The following is a 25,821-nucleotide window of genomic DNA, read 5'->3' as shown; positions in this document are numbered from 1 at the left end:
CTGTGGCCGCGAGGGCAAAACCGCCAACCTGTGGATAACTAGGTGACGCTGCACTAAGTTGGGATTTATGAAAGTAGCAGCAGTGCAATTGACCTCCACCGGCAGCATCGAGGACAACCAAGAACTCGCCCTGGATAAAATCCGCGAGGCCGCGGCGGCGGGCGCGCGCCTTATCGTGCTGCCCGAGGCCACCTCGCAGAACTTCCGCTCGGGCCGCCTGGACGAGCAGGCGCAGAACCTCGAAGGCTCGTTCGCCACCGCGATTCAGGAAGCGGCGGAGGAATTGGAGGTCACCGTCGTAGTCGGCATGTTCTGCCCAGCCGATACCATCGAGCGCGAGGATAAGACCATCAACCGCGTATCCAATACCGCGCTCGTCGCGGGCCCTGGCGTGCTGGGCGGCTACGAGAAAATCCACACCTACGATGCCTTTGACTACCGCGAATCCGATACGGTGCAGCCTGGGGAGTCCTTGGTGACCTTTGACGTCGATGACCTTACCGTCGGCGTCGTGGTCTGCTACGATATCCGCTTCCCGGAGCAGTTCAAGGACCTGGCACGAGAGGGCGCACAGCTCATCGTCGTGCCCACCAGCTGGGCGGATGGCCCCGGCAAGCTGGAGCAGTGGCGCCTGCTCACGGCGGCGCGGGCGCTGGATTCCACCAGCTATATTCTCGCCGCGGGCCAATCGCGCCCGGGCGGCAATGCGGAGGCCGGGACTCCCTCGGGCCCGACCGGCATCGGGCACTCCACCATCGTCGATCCCAACGGCGTGCGCGTGGCCGAGGCCGGCTACGAAGACGAGATCCTTTACGCCGATATCGATCCGCACGAAGTAGCGAAGACGCGCCGCTCCCTGCCGGTGCTAGAACTCAACGACTAAGACTGCGCCGCATAATCCTCTGGCAGCCACTCCCGGTCGCGGCCCCAGCTGTGGCTGAAGATCCACTGCTTGCCAATGCCCCTTTTCTCCAACCCCCTCCTTCCTTCCGCTACCTCCTCGGCGCTGCCGAAGAGGGCGAAGTAAGTGGGCGTGCCTGTGGATAACTCGGCCTCGTTGATTACTACATCGGTCGGGTCGGGGGAGAGGGTGTGGGTGGCGGCATCGGCAAGCGGCTGTGCCCCCAGCAACCACGGGTCGTTTTCTTGCCGGATGATGCGGCGCAGGCTGAGATCGGGGTAGAGGGCCGTAAGGTTCTGCTGGAAGTGCGTGTCATAGTGCGCGCCGGGGCTATCCGCAACGGCAAAAATCTGCAGGGACAGATTTTTTGCGAGGCCTTCTTCCCCCGCATCCGCAGCCTGGCGGGCCGCCAGCGCCAAGCATCGCGCCGCTGCCCAGCCCGTGCCATAGGCCACGATGACCAACCTGCCGCCGCGCAACGCGCGCAGGTCCTGCCAAATGGACCCGGTGGGCCGGCCCAACGTCCACCAATCGCCCGGCTTGGTATGCGCAAGCGACCGAGAAGCCGCGCCCACCGCGGCGACGTGGAAGACCAGCTGGCCGGTGGCATCGCTTGGCTGAGCTGGGGTGAGCATGCGCCATTGGCCGGGAAGGTACTGGGTGGTGACGGGGAAATACTGCCCCGGCTCGAAGTCGGCGGGCATCCCCGCCTCCACGCGAATGACCGCGGTTTCGCGCGTCGGCCGCTCCACCGCAACCACCTGCCCCGAATACGCCGGCGCCTCCCCAGCCAGGTCCGCCTCGCGCGCCGCGGTGCCCATCTCCGCGCAGACCTCGTGGATGACGGCGCAGGCGAAGTCGTACTGATACCGCGTGAGCGCCAACACCCGCAAGCCTGTGACGAGAGCCTCCTCGAACCGTGCATACACCTCTGCCGGGAAGCCGTGCCTGCGGTGATCGCGGCCGAGCTGCGCGATCTTCTCCCGGACGGCCTCAGGCAGCGCAGCCCCAACCCCGGTCCCGGACCCCGCCTTCGTGCCGGCGCTGCTGGGCTCCGCGTGTTCAATCACCCACGCCAATGCGTGCACCATGGACCGGTGGGTGTCCTGCATAGAAAGGGAAAAGACCTGCCGCGCCTCCGGCACCATGAGGAAAAACTGCTCATGCACCGCATCGCGGTAGTCGTCTGCGTACTTCCGGAAGTGCTCGCCCAATTCCCACATGCTTTCCCATCCTAGTGTGCTTGCTCGCCTCTATTTCGCACTTTCACCCCGCGCCTGCCTTTTGGTGGGCAGCGGCGCCCGCTCCAACGGCCTCCGGTTTAGCAGCCCCGCATTATCGTCCCCGCGCTACAGGTCCAGCACCTTGATGACCTCGCGCGCAGCCAAGCGCCCCGCGCGTGTCGCCCCCACCGTCGAGGCGGTCGACCCATAGCCGGCGAGGAAAACCCGCGGGTTCGCGACAGGCGAGACCTCGTTGCGCATGACAATCCCACCCCTGCGCGAGCGCAAGCGTAACGGTGCCAGGTGGTCCAGCGCCGGACGGAAACCGGTATTCCAAAAGATGACGTCCACCGTCAAATGCGTGCCCGCCGGGTACGGCTGCCATGCCGCCACGCTTTCCGATGCCCCCACAGCCCCACCGCTCACAGCACCGTCGCCGTCCGCCACCGTCTCACGGTGCGCCGCAGATTCATCGCTCGCCGCAGCCCCGCTACCCGTGGCCGCCCCGTCGCTCGCCGTAGTCCTGCTGCTCGTCGCAGCCTCGCCAAACCACACGCCGGTCGCATCGATGGCATTGAACATGCCGCGCGAGACCAAAACGCCGCGCTCTACCGCATCCAGGTATTCCTGCCAGGGCGGAATCCCGGTGGTCGAGACCACCGGGGCCGGTGGATTGCCGCTAAAGACCCGCTCGCGGACCTTCTTTTCCACATCCAAACCCCACTGCTTATCGAACTCCGTATCCGTAAAATCCGGTGCCCGCCGCGTGGCCCAAGTGGTTTGCGCGATGCCCTCAAGCTCCAATAAAAACTGCACCGCGGATAGCCCGCCGCCAACGACCAACACGTGCTGGTCTGCAAAATCCTCCGCCGCCGAATAATCCTTAGTGTGCAGTTGGCGCCCGCCGAAACTGCCGATGCCCGGAATATAAGGAATATACGGCCTATCCCACGTGCCAGTGGCGTTAACGATGGTGTCCGCGGAAAACTGCTCGCCGGACTCCAACGTCACGAGAAACGCGCCGCGCGGCTCGGGTTCGTCGTGCGAGGCGTGCGCACTGCGTGGCTCGTCTGGGTTCTCTGGTGTGCGATCATCGCGCGGGCCGAGCGCGCCGTGGAGATTGCGTGCGCTGTGCGTGCCGGGCAGGGGGCGTACACTGCGGACGCGCGCCGGGCGGTAGGGTCGCAGCTGGAATTTGTCCTCGTAAGCGCCGTAGTAGGAGGCGACTACGTGGGAGGCGGGGGAGGAGGCATTGGCAAGCGGGGCGGGCATGCCTGGCAGGCTTGCGATGTTATGGGCTTTTCCCAGCGTCAGGGAATCCCACCGGTGACGCCAGGCGCCGCCGGGGGCGGGGTTGGCATCGATAAGCAAAAAGTCTTGGGCGGGGATAAGGCCGCGGGAGGTGAGCTGGTGGGCCGTCGCCAAGCCTGCCTGGCCCGCGCCGATGATGATGCTGAGGTAGTGCTCCACCGTGCCATTGTAGCGGGGGTGAAAATCCGCCGTATGTTGTGGCTCACTAGATGGTAGGTAATGTACTTTTTATCTGCGAGCTCTCTACAAGTGAGCGGCCTGTCATAACTGCACAGCTAGAAAGGATTCCCATGGAAGATTTTTCCGCTTATACGCTCATGCTGGACGTGGGTTGGATTTCCTTACTCATGGTCATCGGCAATATTTTGCGCCACCAAGTGAAGTTTATCTTCCAGGACTTATTGCTGCCTGCCCCCATCACCGCCGGCCTGATCGGCCTGCTCGTCGGCCCCAACGTGCTGGGCTGGATCAACTTCTCCGATAACCTCGGCGATTACACCTCCATCCTCATCGCCGTGGTCTTTGCCTCGATGGCCTATTCCATGGAAGTCGGCGGCAACATGGGTAAGGGCGCGCGCAATATGTGGGGCTATTCCACCATGATGTTCACCGGCCAGTGGGGCCTGTTCATCGTGCTCGGCCTGCTCTTCTTCGCCCCAGTCTTTGATACCCCCAACTGGTTCGGCATGATGCTGCCGGTTGGCTTTACCGGTGGCTTCGGCACGGCCGCCGCTGTGGGTGGCGCGCTGGAGGGCGTCGGCGCCGAGGCGGCAGCGTCATTGGGCTTTACTTCCGCGACCGTCGGCACGCTGGCCGCGATTATCGGCGGCGTTATTGCTGGTAACTGGGGCATCCGCAAGGGCAAGGTGTCCTACGTGCCCAAGGAGCTGCCGGAAGAGATTCGCCGCGGCTACATCAAGAACCTGGCTGATCGCCCCTCCCTTGGTCGCGCCACCACCAACCCTTCTTCCATCGAGCCGCTAGCGCTGCACTTCGGCTTCATCATCCTCACGGTCATGACGGCGTACGGCGTCAATAAGGGCATTTCCAGCATTTGGGAAAATGTTTCCATTCCGCTCTTTGCGATGTCCATGGTTATCGGCCTCATCTTCCGCGCCATCATGAACTTCGTCGGTGCCGAGGATTATCTGGATAAGGATTCCGTATCCTCCATCTCCGGTGCTGCTACCGACTACCTCATTGCCTTCGGTGTGGCCGCCATCGTTCCTGCTGCTATCGCTTCCTACTGGCAGGCGCTGCTGGTGCTGTTTATTTTGGGCACCATCTTCTGTAGCTTCTTCTTGATGTGGTTCCCCGCCGAGTTCTTTGGCGAGCGCTGGATCGAGCGCGGCATCTTCGGCTGGGGCTGGGCGACGGCCACCGTGGCTACCGGGATCGCCGTGCTCAAGATCGTCGACCCGAAGCTGAAATCCGGCACGCTATCTGAATACGGCATGGCCTATATCGGCTTCGGCCCGTTCGAGATTTCGTGGACCATTATCGCGCCGATGGCTGTGATGTACGGATTTACCGGTGCGTTCGGTGCCGTCTCGCTGGCCATTTCCATCGGTGTGTACCTGACATTCAAATTCATGGGCCTGCTTCCGCCGCGCGGCACGATTTTCAAAGAGGGCATCGGCCACGTGGGCCAGAAACAAGAAACCTAGCCTTCACAAATCCACCCTGCGCAGCTACTCTGCGCAAGCCGGGCTCCCACATTTTTGGTGTGGTGGCCCGGCTTTGTCGTGCCGCGCCCTGCTGGGGCTCCGTCACGCTCAGGCCGTCGGCTGCAAACTTCCCGCCTCATGGAGGTTGTCGGCCGGAACCTCTCTGCCTCGCTGGAACCCGGTTTGAACCCAGCTTCGGCAGTGCGGCGTGCTCACTCCTATGCCGGCAGGACTTGGGTAGAACTTTTGCTGCATGGCGGCAACGCTGGGGAGCATAGCGTGGGAAGTTGAGCCGGGTGGACTCAAAAAATTTGGGTTGAGTGGAATAGGCTCAACTTTATGTGCGTTATACCAAGTGAATCCTTAAAATGGACGAATAAATCTTAGAAGGAGAAACGTACACATGAGTTCTTTTAACCCCACCACCAAAACACAAGAGGCGCTGCAGGAAGCCCTGCAGACCGCTTCCGCGAATGGCAACCCGGATATTCGGCCGGCGCACCTGCTGGCTGCCATCCTTGGGCAGGAAGGCGGCATCGCCGCGCCGGTACTCAAGGCCACCGGCGTTGACCCGGATACAGTGCTGAAGGAAGCGCGCGAGCTGGTTAACTCTTACCCCAGCGCCGAGGGCGCCAATATGTCCAACCCGCAATTCAACCGGGATGGCTTAAACGTACTGACCAAGTCGCAGGAATTGGCGGGCGAGCTTGGCGATGAGTTCGTGTCCACCGAAGTCCTCCTCGCCGCTATCGCCGGTTCGAAGACCGACGCCGCCGAGTTGCTGACCGGCCGCGGCGCAACCTACGACGCCATCAAGGGCGCCTTCCCCTCCGTGCGCGGGGCCGCCAAGGTGACCTCGGAGAACCCGGAGGACCAATTCCAGGCCCTGGAAAAGTATGCCACCGACCTCACCGCGCGGGCGCGCGAGGGCAAGATCGACCCGGTCATCGGGCGCGATCAGGAAATCCGGCGCGTCGTCCAGGTGCTTTCGCGCAGGACGAAGAATAATCCGGTGCTGATTGGTGAGCCGGGCGTTGGCAAGACTGCGATCGTTGAGGGCCTGGCCCGCCGCATCGTGGCTGGCGACGTCCCCGAGTCCCTGAAGGGCAAGACGCTCATCAGCCTGGACCTCGGCTCTATGGTCGCCGGCGCCAAGTTCCGCGGCGAGTTCGAGGAGCGCCTCAAGGCGGTTCTGGATGAGATTAAGCAGTCTGAGGGCGAAATCATCACCTTCATCGATGAGCTGCACACCATCGTCGGCGCCGGCGCTACCGGCGAAGGCTCCATGGATGCGGGCAACATGATCAAGCCCATGCTGGCCCGCGGCGAGCTGCGCCTCGTCGGTGCAACCACGCTGGATGAGTACCGCAAGTACATCGAAAAGGACGCCGCCCTCGAGCGCCGTTTCCAGCAGGTCTACGCCGCAGAGCCGTCCGTGGAAGACACCATCGGTATCCTGCGCGGGCTCAAGGAGCGCTACGAGGTGCACCACGGCGTGCGCATCATGGACTCCGCCTTGGTGTCTGCAGCGGAGCTATCGAACCGCTACATCACCAACCGCTTCCTGCCGGACAAGGCCATCGACCTAGTCGATGAGGCTGGCTCCCGTCTGCGCATGGAAATCGACTCCTCGCCGCAGGAAATCGATGAGCTCGAGCGCATCGTTCGCCGCATGGAGATCGAGGAGCTCGCGCTGAAGAAGGAATCCGACGCCGCCTCCAAGGACCGCCTGGCCGCCCTGCAGGGCGAGCTCGCGGACCAGCGCGAAAAACTCGGCGAGCTCAAGGCGCGCTGGGCCAACGAGAAGAAGGCCATCGATGACGTGCAGGATATTAAGGAGGAGCTCGACGATCTTCGCCGCCAAGCAGAAATTGCCGAGCGCGACGGCGACCTCGCCCTAGCCTCCGAGATCAACTACGGCAAGATACCGCCGCTGGAAAAGGACCTGGCAGCAGCCGAGGAAAAGGCCGCTGCCCAGCGCAATACCATGCTGGATGAGGAGGTCAGCCCGGATACCATCGCGGAGGTCGTCTCCGCGTGGACCGGCATTCCCGCCGGCAAGATGCTGCAGGGCGAGACCGAGAAGCTGCTGAACATGGAATCGGTGTTGGGTGAGAGGGTCGTCGGCCAGCGCGAGGCCGTGACCGCTGTTTCCGATGCCGTGCGTCGCTCCCGCGCGGGCGTGGCTGACCCCAACCGCCCGACCGGCTCCTTCCTCTTCCTCGGCCCCACCGGCGTGGGTAAGACGGAGCTGGCGAAGGCGCTGGCGGACTTCCTCTTCGACGATGAATCCGCCATGGTGCGCATCGATATGTCCGAGTACGGCGAGAAGCACTCCGTCTCCCGGCTCGTCGGTGCCCCTCCGGGATACGTCGGCCACGAGGCCGGCGGCCAGCTCACCGAGGCCGTGCGGCGTCGGCCTTATACGCTCGTGCTTTTCGACGAAGTGGAAAAGGCCCACCCCGACGTCTTCGACGTCCTCCTCCAGGTCCTGGATGAGGGGCGGCTTACCGATGGCCAGGGGCGCACCGTTGACTTCCGCAATACCGTCATCATCCTAACGTCCAACCTGGGCGCCGGCGGTACGAAGGACGAGACCATGGAGGCCGTGAAGCGTGCCTTCAAGCCGGAGTTCATCAACCGCCTCGATGATGTGGTGATGTTCGAGCCGTTGTCGGAGGAGCTGCTGCGCGGCATCGTGGACATCCAGCTGCGCGGTCTTACCGAGCGCCTGGAGGCCCGCCGCCTGACGCTGCAGGTATCCGATTCCGCCAAGTCCTGGTTGGCCGACCGCGGCTATGACCCCGCCTACGGTGCCCGCCCGCTGCGCCGGACCATTCAGCAAGCTATCGGTGACAAGCTGGCGAAGAAGCTATTGGCTGGCGAAATTGCCGATGGCGATACCGTCCACGTCGACGTCGCCGATGGCGGCGCGGAGCTAGACATCTCCGCTCGCTAAAATATCGGGGCGAAAAATAATGCTCATGCCTTTAGACTGGAAGGCATGAGCATTTTAGTTTCCCCGCAGGAACTCAAAGAATCCATCTACCACGGCGATCGTTTCACCCTCCTCGGCACCCACTGGCAGCCCAAGACGGGCCAAAGCTTCATCGACTTTGCATCCCAGCACATCCCCACCGCGCTTTTCGGCGATACCGGCGCGGCCTTCGTCGGCCTTCCCGGCTCGCGCAATGGCCGCAACCCGCTTCCCGATGAAGACAAGCTGCAAGCCTGGATCCGTTCTTGGGGTCTGCAGGAAGACCGCCCCGTGGTGGTCTATGACGAGGGCCGCGGGCTGTTCGCCGGCCGCGCGTGGTGGACGCTGCGCTGGGCAGGACTAACGGATGTGCGCATCCTCGACGGCGGTCTGGAAAACTGGCTCGCGCACGGTTACCAGACTCTCACGGGGCCGGGCAATATTGCGGTCGGCTCCACGTTCGAGGTCACTCCTGGCCAGCTGCAGACCGCCTCGATCGATGACGTCCGCAAGCATGATGGCGTCCTCATCGATACGCGCTCCAGCAACCGCTTTGCCGGTCGCCGCGAGAACCTAGATTTGAAGGCAGGCCACATCCCCGGTGCGGTCAATATTCCCGAGCGCCTCTTCCACAACGATGGGGTGCGCACGTTGAAGTCCCCGGATGAAATCCGTGAGGTGCTGGCCGCGGCCGGATTGACCCAGGAAAACACCAAGGACGCAATCATCTATTCCGGCTCGGGCAATCACTCCGCGCTGGCTCTCGCTGCGATGGAAGACGCCGGATTCACCGGCCTGCGCCACTACATCGGCGGTTGGTCGCAGTGGTCTGCAGACCCGACCAACCCGGTGGAACGCGGGGATAGGACTTCGGTTAACGATTAATCCCAATTAATCGCTCCGACTCCGACTAGTACCGGCACCGTGGGGTGCCGGTACCTATTATTATCGGGAGATGATGGCTTCTTTACTCCTGATTTTCGCGCTCGTACTCGGCATCGCCGGTGGCTTTTTGCTGTACTACGACCGTACGCAGCGCGCCACCGATGCCCAGCGAGACACCGCATCCCAGCAGGACACCGCTGCAGGCGATTCCGATAATTCGGCGGCGGAACAATCTCAAGGCGAGAAGCCCCAACACAACGGGAAAGACCGGGACGCCCAAGGAGACCAGGACACCTGGGCAGAATTGGGCACTCGGGAAGGCCAGGGTGCGCCCTTCCGCGCAGCTACCGACACGGACGACACTGACCATGCTGACGGCAGTGACGAGGATGCCGAAGGCGCCCCAGACACCGAAGGTACCCCGGACGCCAAAGTGGTCGCAGAACCTGAAGATGAAGCCGCTGCTGAATCCTCCTCCAGTTTCGCGGCAAAGTACTCGCCGTCCCCCGATATTGAATCCGATTCTTCCTCAGCTACCTCTTCAGGGCGTCACCATCGCACTGCAGACGATGCGCACCGCAGCGCCAGCGACACCCGCCGTGCCAGCGAGTCCGAAGCTCTTTCGGAAAATGATGTCGTAAAGGGCAACACAACCGACGCCACAACCGCAGGCCCTGCATCCGGTGCAGACGGTGCCGGCAGGGCCAGCAGCAACGGCAGTATCGACAGCAACGACAGCAACGACACTGACGGCACTAACGAGAGCGTCGACAGTGCTTACACCGCAGGCAACACTGAAAAGGCCGCGGAAACTGGCGCAGGCTCTGGCATTCATCCTGCTGCGGGCTCAGCTGAAGATACGGAATCGGATGCGGATGCCTCCCCCGAAGAGGCAGGCCAGAAGGGAACTGAAGAGCAACCGGAAGCTCACGCGAAGCCTAAACCTGTGGGAAGGCCGCGGCCGCTTATCCCTGGCACCATTCGCCGGGAGCGCAAGAATTGGGCGGAAACCCGGGGCTTTGAGTACATGAAGTCGGACCAGTACCTTGTCGATGAATGGACGAGGGGAGTCGCCTCCTCTGGCGCCGCGCCGAAAGACATCGTCGCCGGCAACGTGTACGGCCACGAAATGCTGCTGATGGATATCGACGGCGTCAATGTGATGGCGATGAGGACGGGGGCGGCATCGGATGTGGTCATTGATTTCCAGCGCTTCGACAGCCAAGAGCCCGAGATGTCGGAGGACCTGCTTTTGGCCATGAACATCGAGGGGTTTGAGGTATATTCCTCCGATCGCGGTGTGACGGAGCGGATGGTGGACGAGCGCGTGCGCATCGCGCTGCAGCGCATGCCGGAAGTGGTGTCGGCGCTGTGGCTGGAAACCGAGTGGGTGCTGGCACAAACCACCAAGCATTCGCGCACCGCGGATTGGGAAGCAATGCTCCCGCCGCTAGCTTTGCTTGCCGATGCCGCCCGCGTCCTCCCACCCCGTTCCTCCTCCGTGCACACCATTCACTTCGAGGACCTGGACCCAGCCAGGGAAATCCCCGCGGCGCCGGTGGTTGAAGCGGTGGGTGGAACAACGGCGGTGGGGCAGCCGGAGTTTTCCCGACCGGTCATACAAAGGCCGGAGGAACCATTGGATATGCCGTCGCGCACGTACTCCGAGACCCGCGGCCCGGTTGAGCACACGGCGATTGGAGCCGACGAGGTCGATGCCATTGCCGATGGCAATGAGCGCCCCACCCCCGATTCAGGCAGCGCCCGCCTGCCGCGCCGGCAATTCGGGGAGGCTTCCATCTTCGGTGACACTTTTGGCGGCTCTTTCAGCGGCGGCCTCGGCGACGCCTCCCCAGGCCCGGGCAAAGACGCGGCGAAAAACATGACCGAAGACGCGGCCAAGAACGCGGCCAAAGATACGGCCGAAGGTGCGGCCAAAGACGCGGCCGAAGGTTCAGCCGAAGGCTCGTCCACGGGTCCATCCAGAGATTCTTCTCGAGGTCGTTCCAGAAACGCCAGTGGCCCAGCCGCTGCACGCGATAAAGACCGCCACGACGACTCGGGGCCGCGGCAGAGGGAGTAGCCTAGAATGTTGCGTTGGCCCACATAGCCAGGACTTTCCTCATATGCCGAAGAAAACTCTAAAGAAGGAGCAATGCGATGACTGAAGTGCACCTGCAAGAAGACAAGAAGAAGCGTCTCGCGGAACTGGTCAAGGAGCTTGCCGTTGTGCACGGCAAGGTGACTTTGTCCTCGGGCAAAGAGGCCGATTACTACGTTGATTTGCGCCGTGCGACCTTGCACCACGAAGCCTCCCGCCTCATCGGATCCTTGCTCCGCGAGCTCACCGCCGATTGGGATTTCGCGGCCGTGGGAGGCCTAACCCTCGGCGCGGATCCGGTTGCCACCTCCATCATGCATGCCGATGGCCGCGATATCGACGCCTTCGTCGTGCGCAAAGAAGCCAAAAAGCACGGCATGCAGCGCCGCATCGAGGGCGCGGATGTGGCCGGAAAGAAGGTGCTGGTCGTCGAGGACACCACCACGACCGGCAACTCGCCGCTCACGGCAGTCGCCGCATTGCGCGAGGCCGGGGCAGAGGTGGTCGGCGTGGCTACCGTCGTTGACCGCGCTACCGGCGCCGAGGATGTCATCTCGGCCGAGGGCCTTGAGTACCGTTCCCTGCTTGGCTTGGACGACCTTGGACTCGCGTAACGAGATGGAGCAGGACGCGCAGGTTGGGCAGGGTATGCGCGGCGAGAGTTCTGCGCAACCAGAGCAGCCCGAGGAGGCGAAGGGTCCGACCGAATGGAATGAGGGCCGGCACGGCGTGGGGCCCTGGGAAGGGCCCTGGCCGCAAGGGCCGGATGCGGAAAAATACGATCCGGAGCTTCTGCGGGAGGGCGACCGACGCAATGTCGTCGACGCGTATCGGTATTGGCGGAGGGAGGCGATTAAGGGGGACATCGATAAGCGGCGGCACAGCCTGCATATCGCCATCGAGAACTTTGAAAATGACGCCAATATCGGCACCGTCGTGCGCACCGCCAACGCCTTTGCCGTCGATACCGTCCACATCGTGGGGCGGCGGCGGTGGAACCGCCGCGGCGCCATGGTGACGGATAGGTATCAGCATCTGCGGCACCATGAGAGCGTCGATAAGCTCATTGCCTGGGCAGCCGAGGAAGACCTGACGGTCGTGGCCATTGATAACACCCCCGGTTGCGTGCCCCTCGAAACCGCCGAACTACCGGAACGCAGCCTGCTGCTATTCGGGCAAGAAGGCCCCGGCGTCAGCGCCGCCGCGCAAGATGCCGCCCTCATGACCTGCTCCATCGCGCAATTTGGCTCCACGCGGTCCATCAACGCTGGCGTGGCCGCGGGCATCGCCATGCATGCCTGGATCCGGCAGCACGCCGATCTGAACAATTCCTGGTAAGAGATCGTTACACTAACTGTAATAAACCTTGCTACTGGAGTGATAAAGAAAACGTGGAAGAAAAGTGGGCCCACCGCGCCGAACTCGCGGAAACCGCCATCGATGAGCGCCATGCGCATTCCGTATGGGGCCTGCCGCGAACCAACCTCGCCATCGTCAGCTGGCCGCCCACCACGAAAGAAAAGCTCCTCGTGCACTGGCATTACTGGTGGCAAGCGCACTACCTCGACTGCCTCGTCGATGCCGCGGAGCGGAAGAACACCAAGGTCCTCCGCCAGCGCATCCTTGACACCACGCGCGGGATTCGCGTCCGGAACCTGACGCAGCTGACCAAGAATAAGTACTTCGATGACAAAGCCTGGCTCGCGCTTGCTTTCGGGCGTGTGGGCGAGGTGAAGAAGATGAAATCACCCAAGGCGTTGGCGTCATTGCAGCGCAATATCACCGAGGGGCTCGATGACTCGCTGGGGATATTGCCGTGGCGCGATGGCGAGAACTTCATGAACGTTCCGGCCAACGGGCCCGGAGCCATCATGCTCGCGCGGATGGGAGAAATCACCGCGGCTCGCCGCATCGTTGACTGGGTCTACGACAATTTGGTCAACGAAGACGGCTTCATCATGGACGGCGTGCGCATGCGCATGGATGGCCCCGAGATCGTCAAACAAGTCCACCCGTACTGCCAGGGCGTGATGCTCGGGGCATGCCTGGAGATTGTGTTGGCGATGCGGGAGGAGTCGAGCATCGGCAAGCTGGAGCAGATCGACAGCGTCTACGAGGCCGAGCTGGCCTCCGAGATGATGAGCTACATCATCAAGATTCGTGGCCTGGTGCAGGCTATTGCCTCCGGCATGGCGACTCCCTCCGGCGTCGTGGATTGGGAGACCGGTGATGGTGACGGCGGCCTGTTTAAGGGCATCCTGATGCGCTATCTTGCCGATGTCGCCGTGCGCCTGCCCGGGGATTCGCCCGCCAACCGGGCTACCAAGAAGCTGGCGACCCGGATGGTCGTGGCGTCTGCCGAATCCGTGTGGGAGCACCGGCTCGAGGTTGATGGCCTGCCAATTTTTGGCTCTGACTGGACTGCCGATGCCCGGCTTCCCCACAACTACGGCTTCGGGCACACGACCGTTAGTGAAAAGATGGGCATTATTCGCGTGGATGAGCGCGACCTATCCGTGCAGCTGTCGGGCTGGATGCTTTTGGAGGCGTGCGCCCGGGTGACCCGTGACCTGCACGAAAAATCGGGCCGCGATTAACCGCGCTGTTGATCCTCTCTGTGGGTGATCTTCTCTGTGGAATTTGCCGAGGGGAACGCCGCAGTGTTGAGAGGCGGATTGTAAACACAGGAAATGTCACACAAATTTTACGGCGGGATTCCGGAAATGTGGGCATAATTGGGTGTTGGAACGTGTTTGACCGCAATCCCACTTTAAGGATGGAATTTCATGCCAATTGCAACCCCTGAGGCGTATAACCAGATGCTGGACACCGCGAAGCAAAACGGCTTTGCGTTCCCAGCCATCAACTGCACCTCGTCTGAAACGATCAACGCAGCACTGAAGGGCTTTGCCGAGGCAGAGTCTGACGGCATCATCCAATTCTCCACCGGTGGCGCAGAGTTCGGCTCTGGCCTCGCGGTCAAGAACAAGGTTAAAGGTGCTCAGGCCCTAGCCGCCTTCGCGCACGAGGCCGCGAAGCACTACGGCGTCAATATCGCCCTGCACACCGACCACTGCCAGAAGGAAGTTCTGGACGATTACGTTCGTCCGCTGATGGCTATTTCTCAGGAGCGCGTTGACCGCGGTGAGAACCCGCTCTTCCAGTCCCACATGTGGGACGGCTCTGCTATTCCGATCGATGAAAACTTGGTCATCGCCCAGGAGCTTCTGGAAAAGGCGAAGAAGGCCCACATCATTCTCGAGGCAGAGATTGGTGTCGTTGGCGGCGAAGAAGACGGTGTCGAGGCTAAGGCCGGCGATAACCTGTACACGACTCCGGAAGACTTTGAAAAGACCATCGATGCCCTGGGCACAGGCGAGAAGGGCCGCTACTTGTTGGCCGCTACCTTCGGTAACGTGCACGGCGTCTACAAGCCGGGCAACGTGAAGCTGCGCCCCGAGGTCCTGCTGGAGGGCCAGAAGGTTGCGCAGAAGAAGCTCGGCCTGAGCGAGGGCGAGCACGCCTTTGACTTCGTCTTCCACGGCGGTTCCGGCTCCGAGAAGGAGAAGATTGAAGAGGCGCTGCGCTACGGCGTCATCAAGATGAACGTGGACACCGATACCCAGTATGCATTTACCAACCCAGTGGCCCGCCACATGATGGAAAACTACGACGGCGTGTTCAAGATTGACGGCGAGGTAGGCAACAAGAAGGTCTACGACCCACGCTCTTACCTGAAGAAGGCAGAGCAGGGTATGTCCGAGCGCGTCATCGAGGCATGCCAGGACCTCCACTCCGTGGGCAAGACCACCGCCAAGTAGGATGAGCCTAAACTAGGCACGACGAAGTAGCCGCTTCCCCCTGTATGGGAGGCGGCTTTTCCTATATCCAGGCCTATCTGTGGGGCGCAAGGATGCGGTGGGGCCTTGCCGGAGATGAGTCAGATCAGTGAGCTAAATCAGATCAGCCAGACAAGCTATGCCAGCGAGACTAGGCAGAATGGGAGGCTGGCAGGTTAGGTAGAACTCCTCGTTGGGCGTGGTGAATGGGCGGGCGAGGGGATGAACCGTGGGTTACCGCTCCACGGCGGGATCCAGGCGATGCGCCCCTCGATGCGGACCATGCGCCCGCGGGCGGTGGGGCGGGAATCATCATCTTGATTCACCGCATTGTGATGGGCACAGAGCGTTACGAGGTTTTCCTGGTTCGTGGGGCCGCCGGCGGCCCAGGCGGTGAGGTGGTGGACTTGGGCGTCATCGGCAGGCGTGGAGCAGCCGGGCCACGCGCAGATGGGATGCTCCGCGCGGGCTAGCATGCGCTGCTTCCAGCTGGCCATGCGCTCGGTGCGATACAGATTTACCGCGCCGTGCTCGGGGTGGACCAAGCTGACGTAACCGCGCTGGGCGAGGGTGCGGGCCACGAGCTGGGCACCGGACATGCGCGCGCCGTTGGAAAGCTGAAGCATGATGTCATCGCCCTGGCCAGCAGTGATGCGATCTAGTTGGTCAAGGGTGATGATCACGTTGGTATGGACCGCGGGCAGCGCGCCGGGATTGCCCTCGAGGATGACCTGCTTGGCCGCAGCGAGCGGGTTTTCCTTATCCACGGAGGCGAGAACGCCCTTGATATCCGCGATATCGGTGGGATCCGCGGTGATGGAGATTGTGTGGGGACCATCGGGGCGTCGGGTATAGCGCACGCCGTGGGAGGGACGCTTGGCGGGGTTGAGCTGCTTGATGCGCTTCTTCGCGATCACCGGAATTAGGTGGGCTTCCGCGCGGCAGAGCTCCAGACGGAGATCCCAACTGCGGTTTGTGTCTTTAACGCGGTGGGCCCAAGACTCGATGCTTTCAAGGACGGCGAGGTCGTGGCCGCGGGAACGGGCAGCCTCGCAGGCAAGGCGCTGCTTGCGGCTATTGGAGGTGCGGCCGAAATACGTGTGTTGGAGGCGGGCGAGTTGCGCGGCGAGGAGCTGGCTGGCGCCGGCCTCGATGAGCTCTTGTTCGGAGCATCCCTGAAACTCGGCGACGAGGTCCACACCGCGACGGCAAAGTTGTAAAAATTCTGTGTTCACGGCTCCTGACCGTAAAAGCGGCACGGGTGCGCGGCAATGGGTGTGCAAGGCGAAACGGCGAATCTGTGGAATTCTCGCGCTGCGAGGGTCGCTGAGGCGCGCAATTAGCGCGTTATCCACAACCTGGCGCGGGCCGGGATGCGGACGCACGGGGGCGGTGGTAGAGGGAGGTCTTCTATGCTGGAGGTCATGTCGGAAGCGAAACAAAGAGTCTCAACGAGGCAAATGCTGCGGGTGGTGGACCGCTCAGTAGTATCGCGTCTGCAACGCATCCGTTCGCGCTTCGTTTATATAATCCAGGCCACCGTGGGTGCCGCGCTGGCGTATTGGGTGGCAAGCTCCGTCGTTGGGCATCCGCAGCCGTTCTTCGCGCCCATCTCGGCCGTCATCATCCTGGGGCTTTCGGGCGGGGACAGGATGAAAAGGGCAGTGGAGATGTCGCTGGGCGGCATCGTCGGTGTGGCCTTGGGTGATTTGCTCTTCCAAGTGGTGGGACAGGGCCCGTTCCAGATCCTGTTCATCGTGGGAGCGGGCCTGGTGGTGGGGTCCTTTATTACGAAATCGCCGCTGGTATCCAACCAGATTGTCTTTGGATCCATCCTTATTGCCACGATTTTTCCGCCCACCGAGGGGCCGGGCGGCCTGCACCGGGCCATCGACGCAATGATTGGTTCCGGCATTGGGCTTATCACGATCGCGCTTATCCCTAATTCGCCGTTGAAGGAGGCTCGGCGCGAGGTGTCGAAGGTGCTGAGGATTGCCTCGAGCATTCTTAACGACGTCACGCATGGCATCCGCGATACCAATCCCGAGATCATTCGCGACGCCCGCGATGCGGTGCGCGGCACGCAAAATGACGTGAATACGCTGTTGAGCGCGGCGCAGTCGGGCAGGGAGGCATCGGAAGTATCGCCGCTTTTGTGGACCTCGCGCAGGAATATTCGGTCCCTGGAGCGCATCCTCTTGCCGGTAGATAACGCGGTGCGCGGGGTGCGGGTGCTTTCGCGCCGCGCGCTAGTGCTTACCGAAGACGGCGATACTGTGTCCGATAAGCAGCTAGAGCTCCTAGAAGAACTATCAGAAATTATCCTCGCGGTGGGAGAACTCTACGGCCGCCAAAAGCGGGATCACGACGAGGCGATAGAGATACCCGAATTAGTGCAGCGGCTGCGCTACGTGGGCGGCCAAGCGGGCATGGATCTTATCGAAGAAGATGCGACGCTTTCCGCATATACGATCCTCGCGCAGACGAGGTCCATCGTGGTGGACATGCTCATGGTGTGCGGGCTCTCGCGCGAGTCTGCCGTCGCCCACCTGGTTCCTACCTCTTCGCACCCGGCATTCCCGCCGGAGGTGTGGGGGCGCGATGATAAACCGAGCGATAAACAGAAGGGGCAGGACTAGCAGGACCCCGCCCCGCAAATCCGCCGAGCGGGGCGCCATAGCGGCCGAGATGAGCTGGCAGAGCGGGAAGGAGTTGGGTAAAGCGGGGCGGCGGTAAGAACTAAGGGAAGTCGGCGTGAGCTGCAAAGGAAGCTAGGGGCGCACGACTTGGAGGTCGCGCAGGTGGCGGTAGAAGGTGACGCGGGTGAGGGGGCGCTTGTGGGGGATGGCATCGACAAGCACGCGCAGCTGGGGGCCGCCCGCCTGGACGGCGCGGCCGGTGCGGACGGAGTCTGGGTCGAGGCGGCCGGGCTTGCGCAGCAGGGAGCGCAGGTGGCCTTCGGGCTCGACTGGCGATGTCGCGCGGGCCGCCAGGATGCCTGGGGCATCGGTCATGGGGACCAGCCGCGCGCCAAAAGTACCGCGGCCGGAGGCGGCGAGGGTAGCGTCATCGATGATGATTTCACCGGTAAGCGGGCCATTGGACCAATCCGAGATGGTTGCCGAGCCGGCGACGGCCTGGCCGGAATCGTTGCGGATGAGCGGCACCGGGCGGACCGGGGCGGTGCGGGCGAGCTCGAGGGCCTCTTGCGGCGCGCCGGGCAGGCCCCAATTGGCGGCGGCGGCCGACTCGCCCGTGGGGATGAACGCTACCTCGGCCCACAGGTTATCGGCGCGCATAAGCCGAGTGATGACGGCGTTCAGCGCCGAATCCGAGCCCGCGACGACGACGCGCAGGCGGTCCTCTAAGTAAGGCTCCTGCGGGGCGGCGGCAGGGGCGCCGAGGTGGCGGACATCGGGCTGCGCGGCGATATCGTCAAGCGAAGGCGTGGGGTCGTGGGGGAGGAGGTTGGTGGCGGCGGCATCGATAAGCGCGAGCTCCTTGCGGGAAGGAACGGCCGAAAGATCATAGGCCTCTGCGGGCAAATCAACGCCGGGGGCGCCGCAGCGGAGGAACAAAAAACGCATGCACAACATGCTACGTGGGCTATTGCGGCCAGAAAAGTGTAAGGTAAATGCGTATTTTGGCTTCAATAATGAGGAAGTGACTTAAAAGATGGCAGCAATCGTCATTGTCGGCGCCCAATGGGGCGACGAAGGCAAGGGCAAGGCTACCGATATCCTCGGCGGGAAAGTTGACTACGTAGTCAAGCCGAACGGCGGCAATAACGCCGGGCACACCGTCGTGGTCGGCGGTGAAAAATACGAGCTGAAGCTCCTGCCCGCTGGGATTCTTTCTGAAAACGCCATTCCCGTGCTGGGCAATGGCGTGGTGATTAACCTCGAGGCGCTCTTTGATGAGATTGATGGCCTGGAAGCGCGCGGGGCGAATGCCTCCCGGCTGAAGATTTCCGCGAACGCGCACCTCGTGGCGCCGTACCACCAGACCCTCGACCGCGTGCAGGAGCGTTTCCTGGGCAAGCGCGCCATCGGTACCACCGGCCGCGGCATTGGGCCGACCTACGCCGATAAGGTCGCGCGCATTGGCATCCGCGTGCAGGATATCTTTGACGAATCCATCCTGCGCCAGAAGGTCGAGTCCGCGCTGGAGATTAAGAACCAGATGCTGGTGAAGATGTACAACCGCAAGGCCATCGAGGCCGAGCAGATTGTGGAGTACTTCCTCAGCTATCGCGAGCGCCTGCGCCCCATGGTCATCGACGCCGAGCTGGAGCTCAACCAAGCGCTTGCCGATGGCCACAATGTACTCATGGAGGGCGGCCAGGCCACCATGTTGGATGTCGACCACGGCACCTACCCGTTCGTGACTTCCTCGAACCCGACTGCGGGTGGGGCATCGGTTGGCTCTGGCATTGGGCCGACGCGGATTAAGACCTCGTTGGGCATCATCAAGGCTTATACCACCCGCGTGGGTGCCGGCCCGTTCCCCACCGAGCTGTTTGATAAGTGGGGCGAGTACCTGCAGACCACCGGCGGCGAGGTCGGCGTGAACACCGGCCGCACGCGCCGCTGCGGTTGGTACGATTCCGTGATCGCTCGCTACGCCACGCGCGTCAATGGCTTTACGGATTACTTCCTGACCAAGCTCGATGTGCTGACCGGCATTGGGGAAATCCCTATCTGCGTGGCTTATGACGTCGACGGCAAGCGCTTCGACGAGATGCCGGTCACCCAGTCCGAGTTCCACCACGCCGAGCCGATTTATGAAACCATGCCCGCGTGGGAAGAAGACATTACGGGCTGCTCGACCTTTGAAGAGCTCCCGCAAAAGGCGCAAGACTACGTGCTGCGCCTTGAAGAGCTATCCGACTGTCGCATTTCCTATATCGGTGTTGGCCCCGGCCGCGACCAGACCATCGTGCGCCATGATGTGATGGAGGATCAGTAACCCCCAGTGTCGCTGCCGTGAGCGCGTGCCTGGCTAGGACCGCGCCGGGCCACGACAAAGTAAAGGGCGAAGTACCAGGTTGAGGTACTTCGCCCTTTTTTGATCCTCGGCAGGTGTCGAGCTTGCTCGTGGTTTTTAGTACGAGGCGGTCAGATTGTCGTAGCCGTTGATCTTGAGCGCGTTGAGCACGCGGTCTACGGCTGCCTGATCGGTATCCGGGTTATAGGTTTCCAGGAAAATTAGGTGCGCGGTGTGGTTGTCCTGGAAATTGATGTTCAGAAACTCGTGACCAAGCTCCTGCGTAGCAAGTGCGAGCTCGCGCTGCACAGCCAATTTGCCGCTCTGCAGATTCGGCGTGGATTGCTCCTCGTCGGCGCCGTTGATGATGTCTTCTTTGTCGCCGGTGATGCGGCCCTTATCGGCGTGGGCGCCCGGCTCGGGGGACTGGTCCGTGGTGGATTGTTCCGCTTCGGCCGTGTGGTGCACGTCCGGCTCAGCGAGCTGGTCCTGAGCATCGACTGGGCCGATGCTGCCTGCTAGGGGCAGCACTGCAGCCACGGCGCTTGCAATAAATGAAGGAATAGACATTTTCGGTCCTTTCTAAAAGGTAAATTTTATTGAACCGATGGAAATATTAGCACCGTGTAAGAAGGTTAACTACACGTAAAAATCGTTGTTGACATTTCCATTAAATAGATAATTAGCTGTTGCTAAATTGATTAAATGGCAGGAAGTTCCTATGGTTATCTGGCCTGCGTTGGTCTTAGCGAAAACGTGATTTCAGACATTTCCGGATTATTAAGTGAAATGTAATATATCTCGAGCATGGGTGTCGCCTAGGCCCTATTGGTGTGGAGAAAGTGAACATTCAGGGTTTTGTTCATAGAGCTGCCGAGTTTCCCGAAAGGGAATGGAGGGCGGAGTTTTTATCGCGCGCTAGAAAAGGACTAGAAAAGATGCACGACGCCTTCACGGGGTGCAAATTTAAGTGGTGTTGTCCACGTTTAACTGTGATCTGAAGAACTTTTTTGAACTTTTCTTAATTGAGTACAGTTTTCTTGACTGGACATTAGAAGAAAAACATATGCAACTGCGCGTTAGCCGGAGCTATAAGGACGCGAACATATGGTCGCACTTGAAGAACTGGCCAAACTTGAGTCTTGGGGCCGCTTTTAAGTGGCGGGTTTCACAAAATGAGGGGGGGGGGGGCAATCGGGGATGTCCCCTGGTGTTTCGGGTCATTTTATTCCGGAGAGTGATGAACTGGCACCCAGGGTTAACGGTGTAAATAGGGTTTTTAAATGTTCTCCAAGCCTACATTTATCTATCAGATAATAATAATTAACCCGCCAACTTCATTTTCGAACAAAGGTCTATTTGGGCCGGGTTGTCTTTTTTGTTAAGCCTCTTATTGGAAGGCATCTATTGACCGCAAAGTTGTTGATTTGCCATGCTAATAAGACTTGCCTTATGCGCTATCGGTGCCCTTATTGGTACTCTGCCAAAGGAGCAATTAAAGGCTCCTCACTGATTTTATGAACCAGTGTTGCCTACTTTGTGTTCAAGATTTCATGAGTGATGTCTGTACAGCTGAAAGGCAAGCTGTCCAGATAAAAGTTGTAAGAATACGTCCTTTTTAAGGGGAAAAGATGAGCGGAGTGTTAGGTCTATCTCGGAAGAGATGGTCCGTCTTAACCGCGGTGCTTGCTGCAATTGCGGTTATTGCGGCAATGGTCACCGTTCCGGGAGTGAAGGCGGAGGCTGCTGAGCCTACCGATTTTACGCCCAATAGTACATTGGGCAACGAACTTAAGAAGGAGGAAAAGGATCCACAGCATTTCGCCGCGGACTACTCCTGGGGTTTGCTTGTTTGGGCGGGAGAGCCAGCAGGGCCCGGCTTTAACAATGGTGGAAACAAAAATAATGATGTGGGCTGGGCGTGGTGTATTGAACCGCACGCTAAAACCCCTCTCAATACGTTCGAAGCGTATAAGAAGAAGAACGCTACGAAACTTGAGTTCGATGAGAGGTATCACGACGCCGTCATTAATCTCGGACGGAAGATGGAAGCTGCAGCTGTCCGAGGGGATAAAAAATCGGCTGCTAACTATTACGTCTACCTGTTGATGTTCCTCAATTCGCCTCAGAACCCAAAGTATCTACCTTTTAAAACGATTGTAGGGAATAGCAAAGACTATTTCCCAGGGTTTACTGGATCGCACGAAGATTTTACGGTGCTTACGGGTTATAAAATTGAGGGAACCGAAGCTATGCCGCAGCTTGTAAAAGGCTCGACGGTGGAGATAGCAAAGCAGCCTGCAGATGCATTTATTACTGTTGTGCATCCGAACAACAAGCGCAATTCAAAGGCACAGTCTGTCATTCCGGTAGACCAGCCTGGTCTGCCTGATGAGCCTGACAATGGTGGTAGCTCCGAAGAGCCCACGACCTCTTCTGAGGAGAATCCTTCGGACGAGACCACTCCGGAAAACCCTGGCGGGGAGACTTCTCCGAACGAAACGACTGAGAATCCTGAGCCGTCTGATTCTGAAGAGACCACTCCGAAGGACACCACCTCCGAGACGACTCCGGATAAGACGACTGATGTAGTACCTAATCCAGAACCGACTCCTACTACTAGCGAGCAGCAGAAGGATCTTGAGCCCAAGATTGAAACGGAAGCTTCCATCAAGGACGGCAACCGTGTGGAAAAGGGTGCCACGGTTATTGACACTGTGACGTATGAGGATCTTGTTCCGGGTAAGCACTACACCCTGAAGGCGAAACTGATCTCCAAGGCCGATGGCAAGACCGTACTGGGTGAAAGCTCTACGGAGCTTGTTCCGGATGAGTCTGCTGGCAAGAAGGACGTTGAGATTGTCGTTAACGACAAGGCAGATCCTGCTGTGGACTCAGCGGTTGCCTTCGAGAAGCTCGTATCTACCGAGGTAGATAAGGACGGTAAGGACACCTCTAACTCAACTGATGAGAACACGATCGCTACTCACGAAAATATCAACGATGAGAAGCAGACCGTCAACACTGAGTGGAAGCCGGAGATTCATACCAATGCTGACTTTGACAACGCTACTCAGGTAAAGGCTGGCGTTACTGTCAAGGACACCGTCGAGTACACCGACCTGGTGCCGGGTAAGGAATACACCCTGAAGGCAGAGCTGCGAAACAAGGCAGTGAATGACAAGGGTGAGCACGAGGTCGTCGGCAAGGGCGAAGCTACCTTCACCCCGGATAAGTCTGCTGGTGAGCAGGTAGTTGACATCAAGGTCAAGGACGATGTTGAGGGAGTCATTAAGGCTGCCGTCGCATTCGAGGATCTGTACTCCAAGCAGGTCGATGAGAACGGTAAGGAAACTCCGAGCTCTGATGAGGAGAAGATTGCCGAGCACCGCGACATCGAGGATGAAGCTCAGACCGTAACCTCTAAAATGAAGCCATCCATCGGCACCAAGGCTGAGAAGGCTGAGGGCGATGAGATTAAGTCTGGCACTGTCATCACCGATAAGGTCGAGTACCAGGACCTGGTCCCTGGCAAGGAATACACTCTGAATGCTGAGCTGCGTTCCAAGGTGAAGGATGAGAACGGCGACTACGCGGTAATTGGCCACGGTGAGAAGACTTTCGTACCTTCCGCTTCCAAGGGCAGCGAGGAAGTCGAGATCACTGTTGATGAAGGTGTTATCGAGACTGTTGATGAGGCAGTTGCTTTTGAGTACCTGACCTCTACCGCAGTGAACAAGGACGGCGAGGATTCCAACACTGGTAAGAAGAATGACATCGCCGACCACACCGACATCAACGATAAGGATCAGACTGTAAAGTCTGAGAAGCCTTCTGAGACTACTACCCCGCAGACCACCACTACTACCGAGGAGATTCCGGGTAAGCCTGGTGATGGTGGCGAGGGTGAGACCTCTGCGCCTTCTTCTGAGGATTCTTCTACCCCGAAGACCAGTGAGACCTGTGAGTCTGAGGAGCCGGGCGACTCGGAGAGCGAGAAGCCTTCCGAGTCTGAGGAACCGTCTTCGTCTGAGTCCAGCGAGCCTTCTGAGTCCGAGTCTGTAGAGACCACGTCCTCTGAAGCTTCCGAGACCTCTGAGTCTGATAAGCCTTCGGATTGCGAGTCGACGACTCCGAGCAAGCCGGATGAGCCAGGCGAGCCTACTGATGGCAACGACGAGAAGACCCCGAAGGTTTCCACTAATGCTGACTTCGAGGGCGACCTGCGCGAGGTTGTTGCTGGTGCCAAGGTTGTCGACCAGGTTTCCTACGAGGGTCTGGTTCCGAACAAGGAATACGCTTTGGATGCCCAGCTGATTTCCAAGGAAGACCGTAAGACCGTTCTGGGCGAGACCAAGGGCCACAAGTTCACTCCGAAGAGCGCTAATGGCACTGAGGCTGTCACTATCGTTGTCAATGAGGATGTAACTGAGCCGGTTGAGGCTGCGGTTGCTTTCGAGACGTTGACTTCCACCGAGGTGGATAAGCACGGTGAGAATAAGCCGACCGATGAGGACAACCCGAACCACGTTGGTGAGCACAAGGACATCAATGATGATGACCAGACTGTGACCTCCGAGGGCTCTGAGAAGACTCCGAAGATCACCACTAACGCTGACTTCGAAGAGGGCTCCCACGCTGTTATTGCTGGTGCCAAGATTGTCGATGAGATTACCTATGAGGGTTTGGTTCCGGGTAAGGAATACACCTTGAACGCTGAGCTGATTAACAAGCAGGACGGTATGACTGTTCTTGGCGCTGGTGACAAGACCTTTGTTCCGGAAAAGTCTGCGGGCAGCGTTGAGGTGGAGATCACCGTTAACGATGATGTGACGGAGCCGGTTGAGGCTGCGGTTGCGTTTGAGGAGTTGACCTCCATCCAGGTTGATAAGAACGGCGAGGAGACTCCGGATGCTGAGCAGCCGAATGAGATTGCTGAGCATAAGGACATCGACGATGCAGACCAGACTGTGATTTCCCACGGGGACGAGGACACGACTTCGCCTGAGGATGAGCCGTGGATTTCCACCAACGCTGATTTTGCTCACGGTTCGCATGAGGTTGTTGCCGGTGCTGAGGTTGTTGATGAGGTCAGCTACGAAGGCTTGGTTCCGGGTAAGGAATACACCTTGAATGCTGAGCTAATTAACAAGCAGGACGGTATGACTGTTCTGGGTACCGGGCACAAGACCTTTGTTCCAGAGAAATCTACAGGCAGCGTTGAGGTGGAGATCACTGTTGATGACGATGTGACGGAGTCGGTTGAGGCTGCGGTTGCGTTCGAGGAACTCACGTCCACTGAGGTCAATGACAAGGGTGAAGAGACTCCGAATGCTGAGCAGCCGAATGAGATTGCTGAGCATAAGGACATCACCGATAAGGAGCAGACGGTGATTTCTGAGGGCTCTGAGACTCCAGGCAAGCCGTCTCAGGGCAAGATTCCGTGGTGGGCGATCCTGATTCCAGGTATCGGCTTGGGCAAGATCATCCATGACCGTCACCACAGCCACGACCATTCCACGGAGCAACCAAAGGAGCAGCCGAAGGAGCACCCGACGGATCAGTCGGAAGAGCACTCCAAGAAGCAGGATTCCAAGAAGCAGGACTCCGAGGGGCAGGGTGAGCACAATGCTCCGGAAAGTAATGGTGAGGATAAGCCAGGCGATGCTGGTCAGCACGCTGGCGAAGAGCACCACGGCTCCGAAGCTAACGGTCATGTGCCAGGCCAGACTGGTAACCCGCTGCCATCCGATGCCGGACGTGCAGAAATTAAGTCCGTGCCATCTGGTGCTACCCAGCTCGAGGCGGGCATGCAGAGCTACATTCAGTAGCCTGCGCACGCTGGACAGCTAATGGGCAATAGCGCCTAGACGTAACACGATAAGTCCCCTTCAGGGTGTAACTGAACACGCTGGAGGGGACTTTCTATCT

Annotated in this window: 17 protein-coding genes; 12 read left to right on the top strand and 5 right to left on the bottom strand. The window is 60.1% G+C overall.

Annotation, left to right across the window (positions count from 1 at the left end):
- The first annotated feature begins 67 nt into the window (after positions 1–67).
- Positions 68–883, top strand: a complete 816-nt coding sequence (locus ACP8IT_RS10625) for a carbon-nitrogen hydrolase family protein (RefSeq protein WP_490290070.1) — start codon at positions 68–70, stop codon at positions 881–883.
- Here the strand turns inward: ACP8IT_RS10625 and ACP8IT_RS10620 are convergent.
- Together ACP8IT_RS10620 and ACP8IT_RS10615 are read right to left on the bottom strand one after the other, a co-directional pair.
- Positions 880–2,124 (bottom strand): 2-polyprenylphenol hydroxylase, encoded by a 1,245-nt coding sequence (locus ACP8IT_RS10620; protein WP_490290069.1) that lies wholly within the window; start codon positions 2,122–2,124, stop codon positions 880–882. The two genes, ACP8IT_RS10625 and ACP8IT_RS10620, sit on opposite strands and share 4 nt — an antisense overlap.
- A gap of 126 nt (positions 2,125–2,250) precedes the next feature.
- On the bottom strand, positions 2,251–3,594 hold the full coding sequence (locus ACP8IT_RS10615) for an NAD(P)-binding domain-containing protein (RefSeq protein WP_490290068.1): 1,344 nt from the start codon (positions 3,592–3,594) through the stop codon (positions 2,251–2,253).
- A 131-nt stretch (positions 3,595–3,725) separates the two neighbouring features.
- Here ACP8IT_RS10615 and ACP8IT_RS10610 point away from each other — a divergent pair, with 131 nt between their 5' ends.
- The 8 genes from ACP8IT_RS10610 (at position 3,726) to fbaA (ending at position 14,886) form a co-directional block, all read left to right on the top strand.
- On the top strand, positions 3,726–5,102 hold the full coding sequence (locus ACP8IT_RS10610; RefSeq protein WP_035108524.1) for a sodium/glutamate symporter: 1,377 nt from the start codon (positions 3,726–3,728) through the stop codon (positions 5,100–5,102).
- 403 nt (positions 5,103–5,505) lie between these two features.
- Entirely contained in the window at positions 5,506–8,061 is a 2,556-nt protein-coding gene (gene clpB / locus ACP8IT_RS10605; RefSeq protein WP_490290067.1) for an ATP-dependent chaperone ClpB, read from the top strand.
- Between the two features lie 45 nt (positions 8,062–8,106).
- Complete coding sequence (locus ACP8IT_RS10600; RefSeq protein WP_284623027.1) at positions 8,107–8,964, top strand: sulfurtransferase; 858 nt, start codon at positions 8,107–8,109, stop codon at positions 8,962–8,964.
- 70 nt (positions 8,965–9,034) lie between these two features.
- The gene (locus ACP8IT_RS10595) at positions 9,035–11,047 is read left to right on the top strand and encodes a hypothetical protein (protein WP_490290066.1); all 2,013 of its coding nucleotides are present in this window, start codon (positions 9,035–9,037) and stop codon (positions 11,045–11,047) included.
- A gap of 77 nt (positions 11,048–11,124) precedes the next feature.
- Complete coding sequence (gene pyrE, locus ACP8IT_RS10590; RefSeq protein WP_005279411.1) at positions 11,125–11,679, top strand: orotate phosphoribosyltransferase; 555 nt, start codon at positions 11,125–11,127, stop codon at positions 11,677–11,679.
- A gap of 34 nt (positions 11,680–11,713) precedes the next feature.
- Positions 11,714–12,403 (top strand): TrmH family RNA methyltransferase, encoded by a 690-nt coding sequence (locus tag ACP8IT_RS10585; protein ID WP_490290608.1) that lies wholly within the window; start codon positions 11,714–11,716, stop codon positions 12,401–12,403.
- 53 nt (positions 12,404–12,456) lie between these two features.
- A complete protein-coding gene (locus ACP8IT_RS10580) occupies positions 12,457–13,662 on the top strand; it encodes a glycoside hydrolase family 76 protein (protein ID WP_490290065.1) in 1,206 nt (401 codons plus the stop codon).
- Positions 13,663–13,851: 189 nt separating this feature from the next.
- Positions 13,852–14,886 (top strand): class II fructose-bisphosphate aldolase, encoded by a 1,035-nt coding sequence (gene fbaA, locus ACP8IT_RS10575; protein WP_023024081.1) that lies wholly within the window; start codon positions 13,852–13,854, stop codon positions 14,884–14,886.
- Positions 14,887–15,080: 194 nt separating this feature from the next.
- On the opposite strand, the gene ACP8IT_RS10570 is transcribed toward fbaA, so the two are convergent.
- Positions 15,081–16,139, bottom strand: a complete 1,059-nt coding sequence (locus tag ACP8IT_RS10570; protein WP_490290064.1) for an HNH endonuclease signature motif containing protein — start codon at positions 16,137–16,139, stop codon at positions 15,081–15,083.
- A gap of 177 nt (positions 16,140–16,316) precedes the next feature.
- Between ACP8IT_RS10570 and ACP8IT_RS10565 the strand changes: the two genes are divergently transcribed.
- Positions 16,317–17,543 carry an FUSC family protein gene (locus tag ACP8IT_RS10565; protein WP_126319876.1) on the top strand — a complete coding sequence of 409 codons (1,227 nt, stop codon included), beginning with the start codon at positions 16,317–16,319 and terminating at the stop codon, positions 17,541–17,543.
- 132 nt (positions 17,544–17,675) lie between these two features.
- Here the strand turns inward: ACP8IT_RS10565 and ACP8IT_RS10560 are convergent, their stop codons facing one another.
- A complete protein-coding gene (locus ACP8IT_RS10560) occupies positions 17,676–18,491 on the bottom strand; it encodes a hypothetical protein (RefSeq protein ID WP_490290063.1) in 816 nt (271 codons plus the stop codon).
- An 88-nt stretch (positions 18,492–18,579) separates the two neighbouring features.
- On the opposite strand from ACP8IT_RS10560, the gene ACP8IT_RS10555 reads away from it, so the two are divergent.
- Positions 18,580–19,872, top strand: coding sequence for an adenylosuccinate synthase (locus tag ACP8IT_RS10555; protein ID WP_490290062.1), 1,293 nt, complete (start codon positions 18,580–18,582; stop codon positions 19,870–19,872).
- Between the two features lie 135 nt (positions 19,873–20,007).
- Here ACP8IT_RS10555 and ACP8IT_RS10550 read toward each other — a convergent pair whose 3' ends face one another.
- Positions 20,008–20,460 carry a hypothetical protein gene (locus ACP8IT_RS10550; protein WP_005279422.1) on the bottom strand — a complete coding sequence of 151 codons (453 nt, stop codon included), beginning with the start codon at positions 20,458–20,460 and terminating at the stop codon, positions 20,008–20,010.
- Between the two features lie 1,682 nt (positions 20,461–22,142).
- Between ACP8IT_RS10550 and ACP8IT_RS10545 the strand changes: the two genes are divergently transcribed.
- Positions 22,143–25,721, top strand: a complete 3,579-nt coding sequence (locus tag ACP8IT_RS10545; protein WP_490290061.1) for a VaFE repeat-containing surface-anchored protein — start codon at positions 22,143–22,145, stop codon at positions 25,719–25,721.
- Positions 25,722–25,821 lie beyond the last annotated feature (100 nt).

The sequence above is a fragment of the Corynebacterium sp. LaCa_23 genome (assembly GCF_058182375.1).
Note: the sequence above shows the minus strand (reverse complement) of the source record. Positions and strands in the feature narration are given on the sequence as shown.

Excerpts from the sequence above, each read along its gene's own strand:
- ACP8IT_RS10625 (WP_490290070.1), top strand. The coding sequence starts at position 68 with ATGAAAGTAGCAGCAGTGCAATTGACCTCCACCGGCAGCATCGAGGAC.
- ACP8IT_RS10620 (WP_490290069.1), bottom strand. The coding sequence starts at position 2,124 with ATGTGGGAATTGGGCGAGCACTTCCGGAAGTACGCAGACGACTACCGC.
- ACP8IT_RS10610 (WP_035108524.1), top strand. The coding sequence starts at position 3,726 with ATGGAAGATTTTTCCGCTTATACGCTCATGCTGGACGTGGGTTGGATT.
- clpB (WP_490290067.1), top strand. The coding sequence starts at position 5,506 with ATGAGTTCTTTTAACCCCACCACCAAAACACAAGAGGCGCTGCAGGAA.
- ACP8IT_RS10600 (WP_284623027.1), top strand. The coding sequence starts at position 8,107 with ATGAGCATTTTAGTTTCCCCGCAGGAACTCAAAGAATCCATCTACCAC.
- ACP8IT_RS10595 (WP_490290066.1), top strand. The coding sequence starts at position 9,035 with ATGATGGCTTCTTTACTCCTGATTTTCGCGCTCGTACTCGGCATCGCC.
- pyrE (WP_005279411.1), top strand. The coding sequence starts at position 11,125 with ATGACTGAAGTGCACCTGCAAGAAGACAAGAAGAAGCGTCTCGCGGAA.
- ACP8IT_RS10585 (WP_490290608.1), top strand. The coding sequence starts at position 11,714 with ATGCGCGGCGAGAGTTCTGCGCAACCAGAGCAGCCCGAGGAGGCGAAG.
- fbaA (WP_023024081.1), top strand. The coding sequence starts at position 13,852 with ATGCCAATTGCAACCCCTGAGGCGTATAACCAGATGCTGGACACCGCG.
- ACP8IT_RS10565 (WP_126319876.1), top strand. The coding sequence starts at position 16,317 with ATGCTGGAGGTCATGTCGGAAGCGAAACAAAGAGTCTCAACGAGGCAA.
- ACP8IT_RS10560 (WP_490290063.1), bottom strand. The coding sequence starts at position 18,491 with ATGCGTTTTTTGTTCCTCCGCTGCGGCGCCCCCGGCGTTGATTTGCCC.
- ACP8IT_RS10555 (WP_490290062.1), top strand. The coding sequence starts at position 18,580 with ATGGCAGCAATCGTCATTGTCGGCGCCCAATGGGGCGACGAAGGCAAG.
- ACP8IT_RS10550 (WP_005279422.1), bottom strand. The coding sequence starts at position 20,460 with ATGTCTATTCCTTCATTTATTGCAAGCGCCGTGGCTGCAGTGCTGCCC.
- ACP8IT_RS10545 (WP_490290061.1), top strand. The coding sequence starts at position 22,143 with ATGCCGCAGCTTGTAAAAGGCTCGACGGTGGAGATAGCAAAGCAGCCT.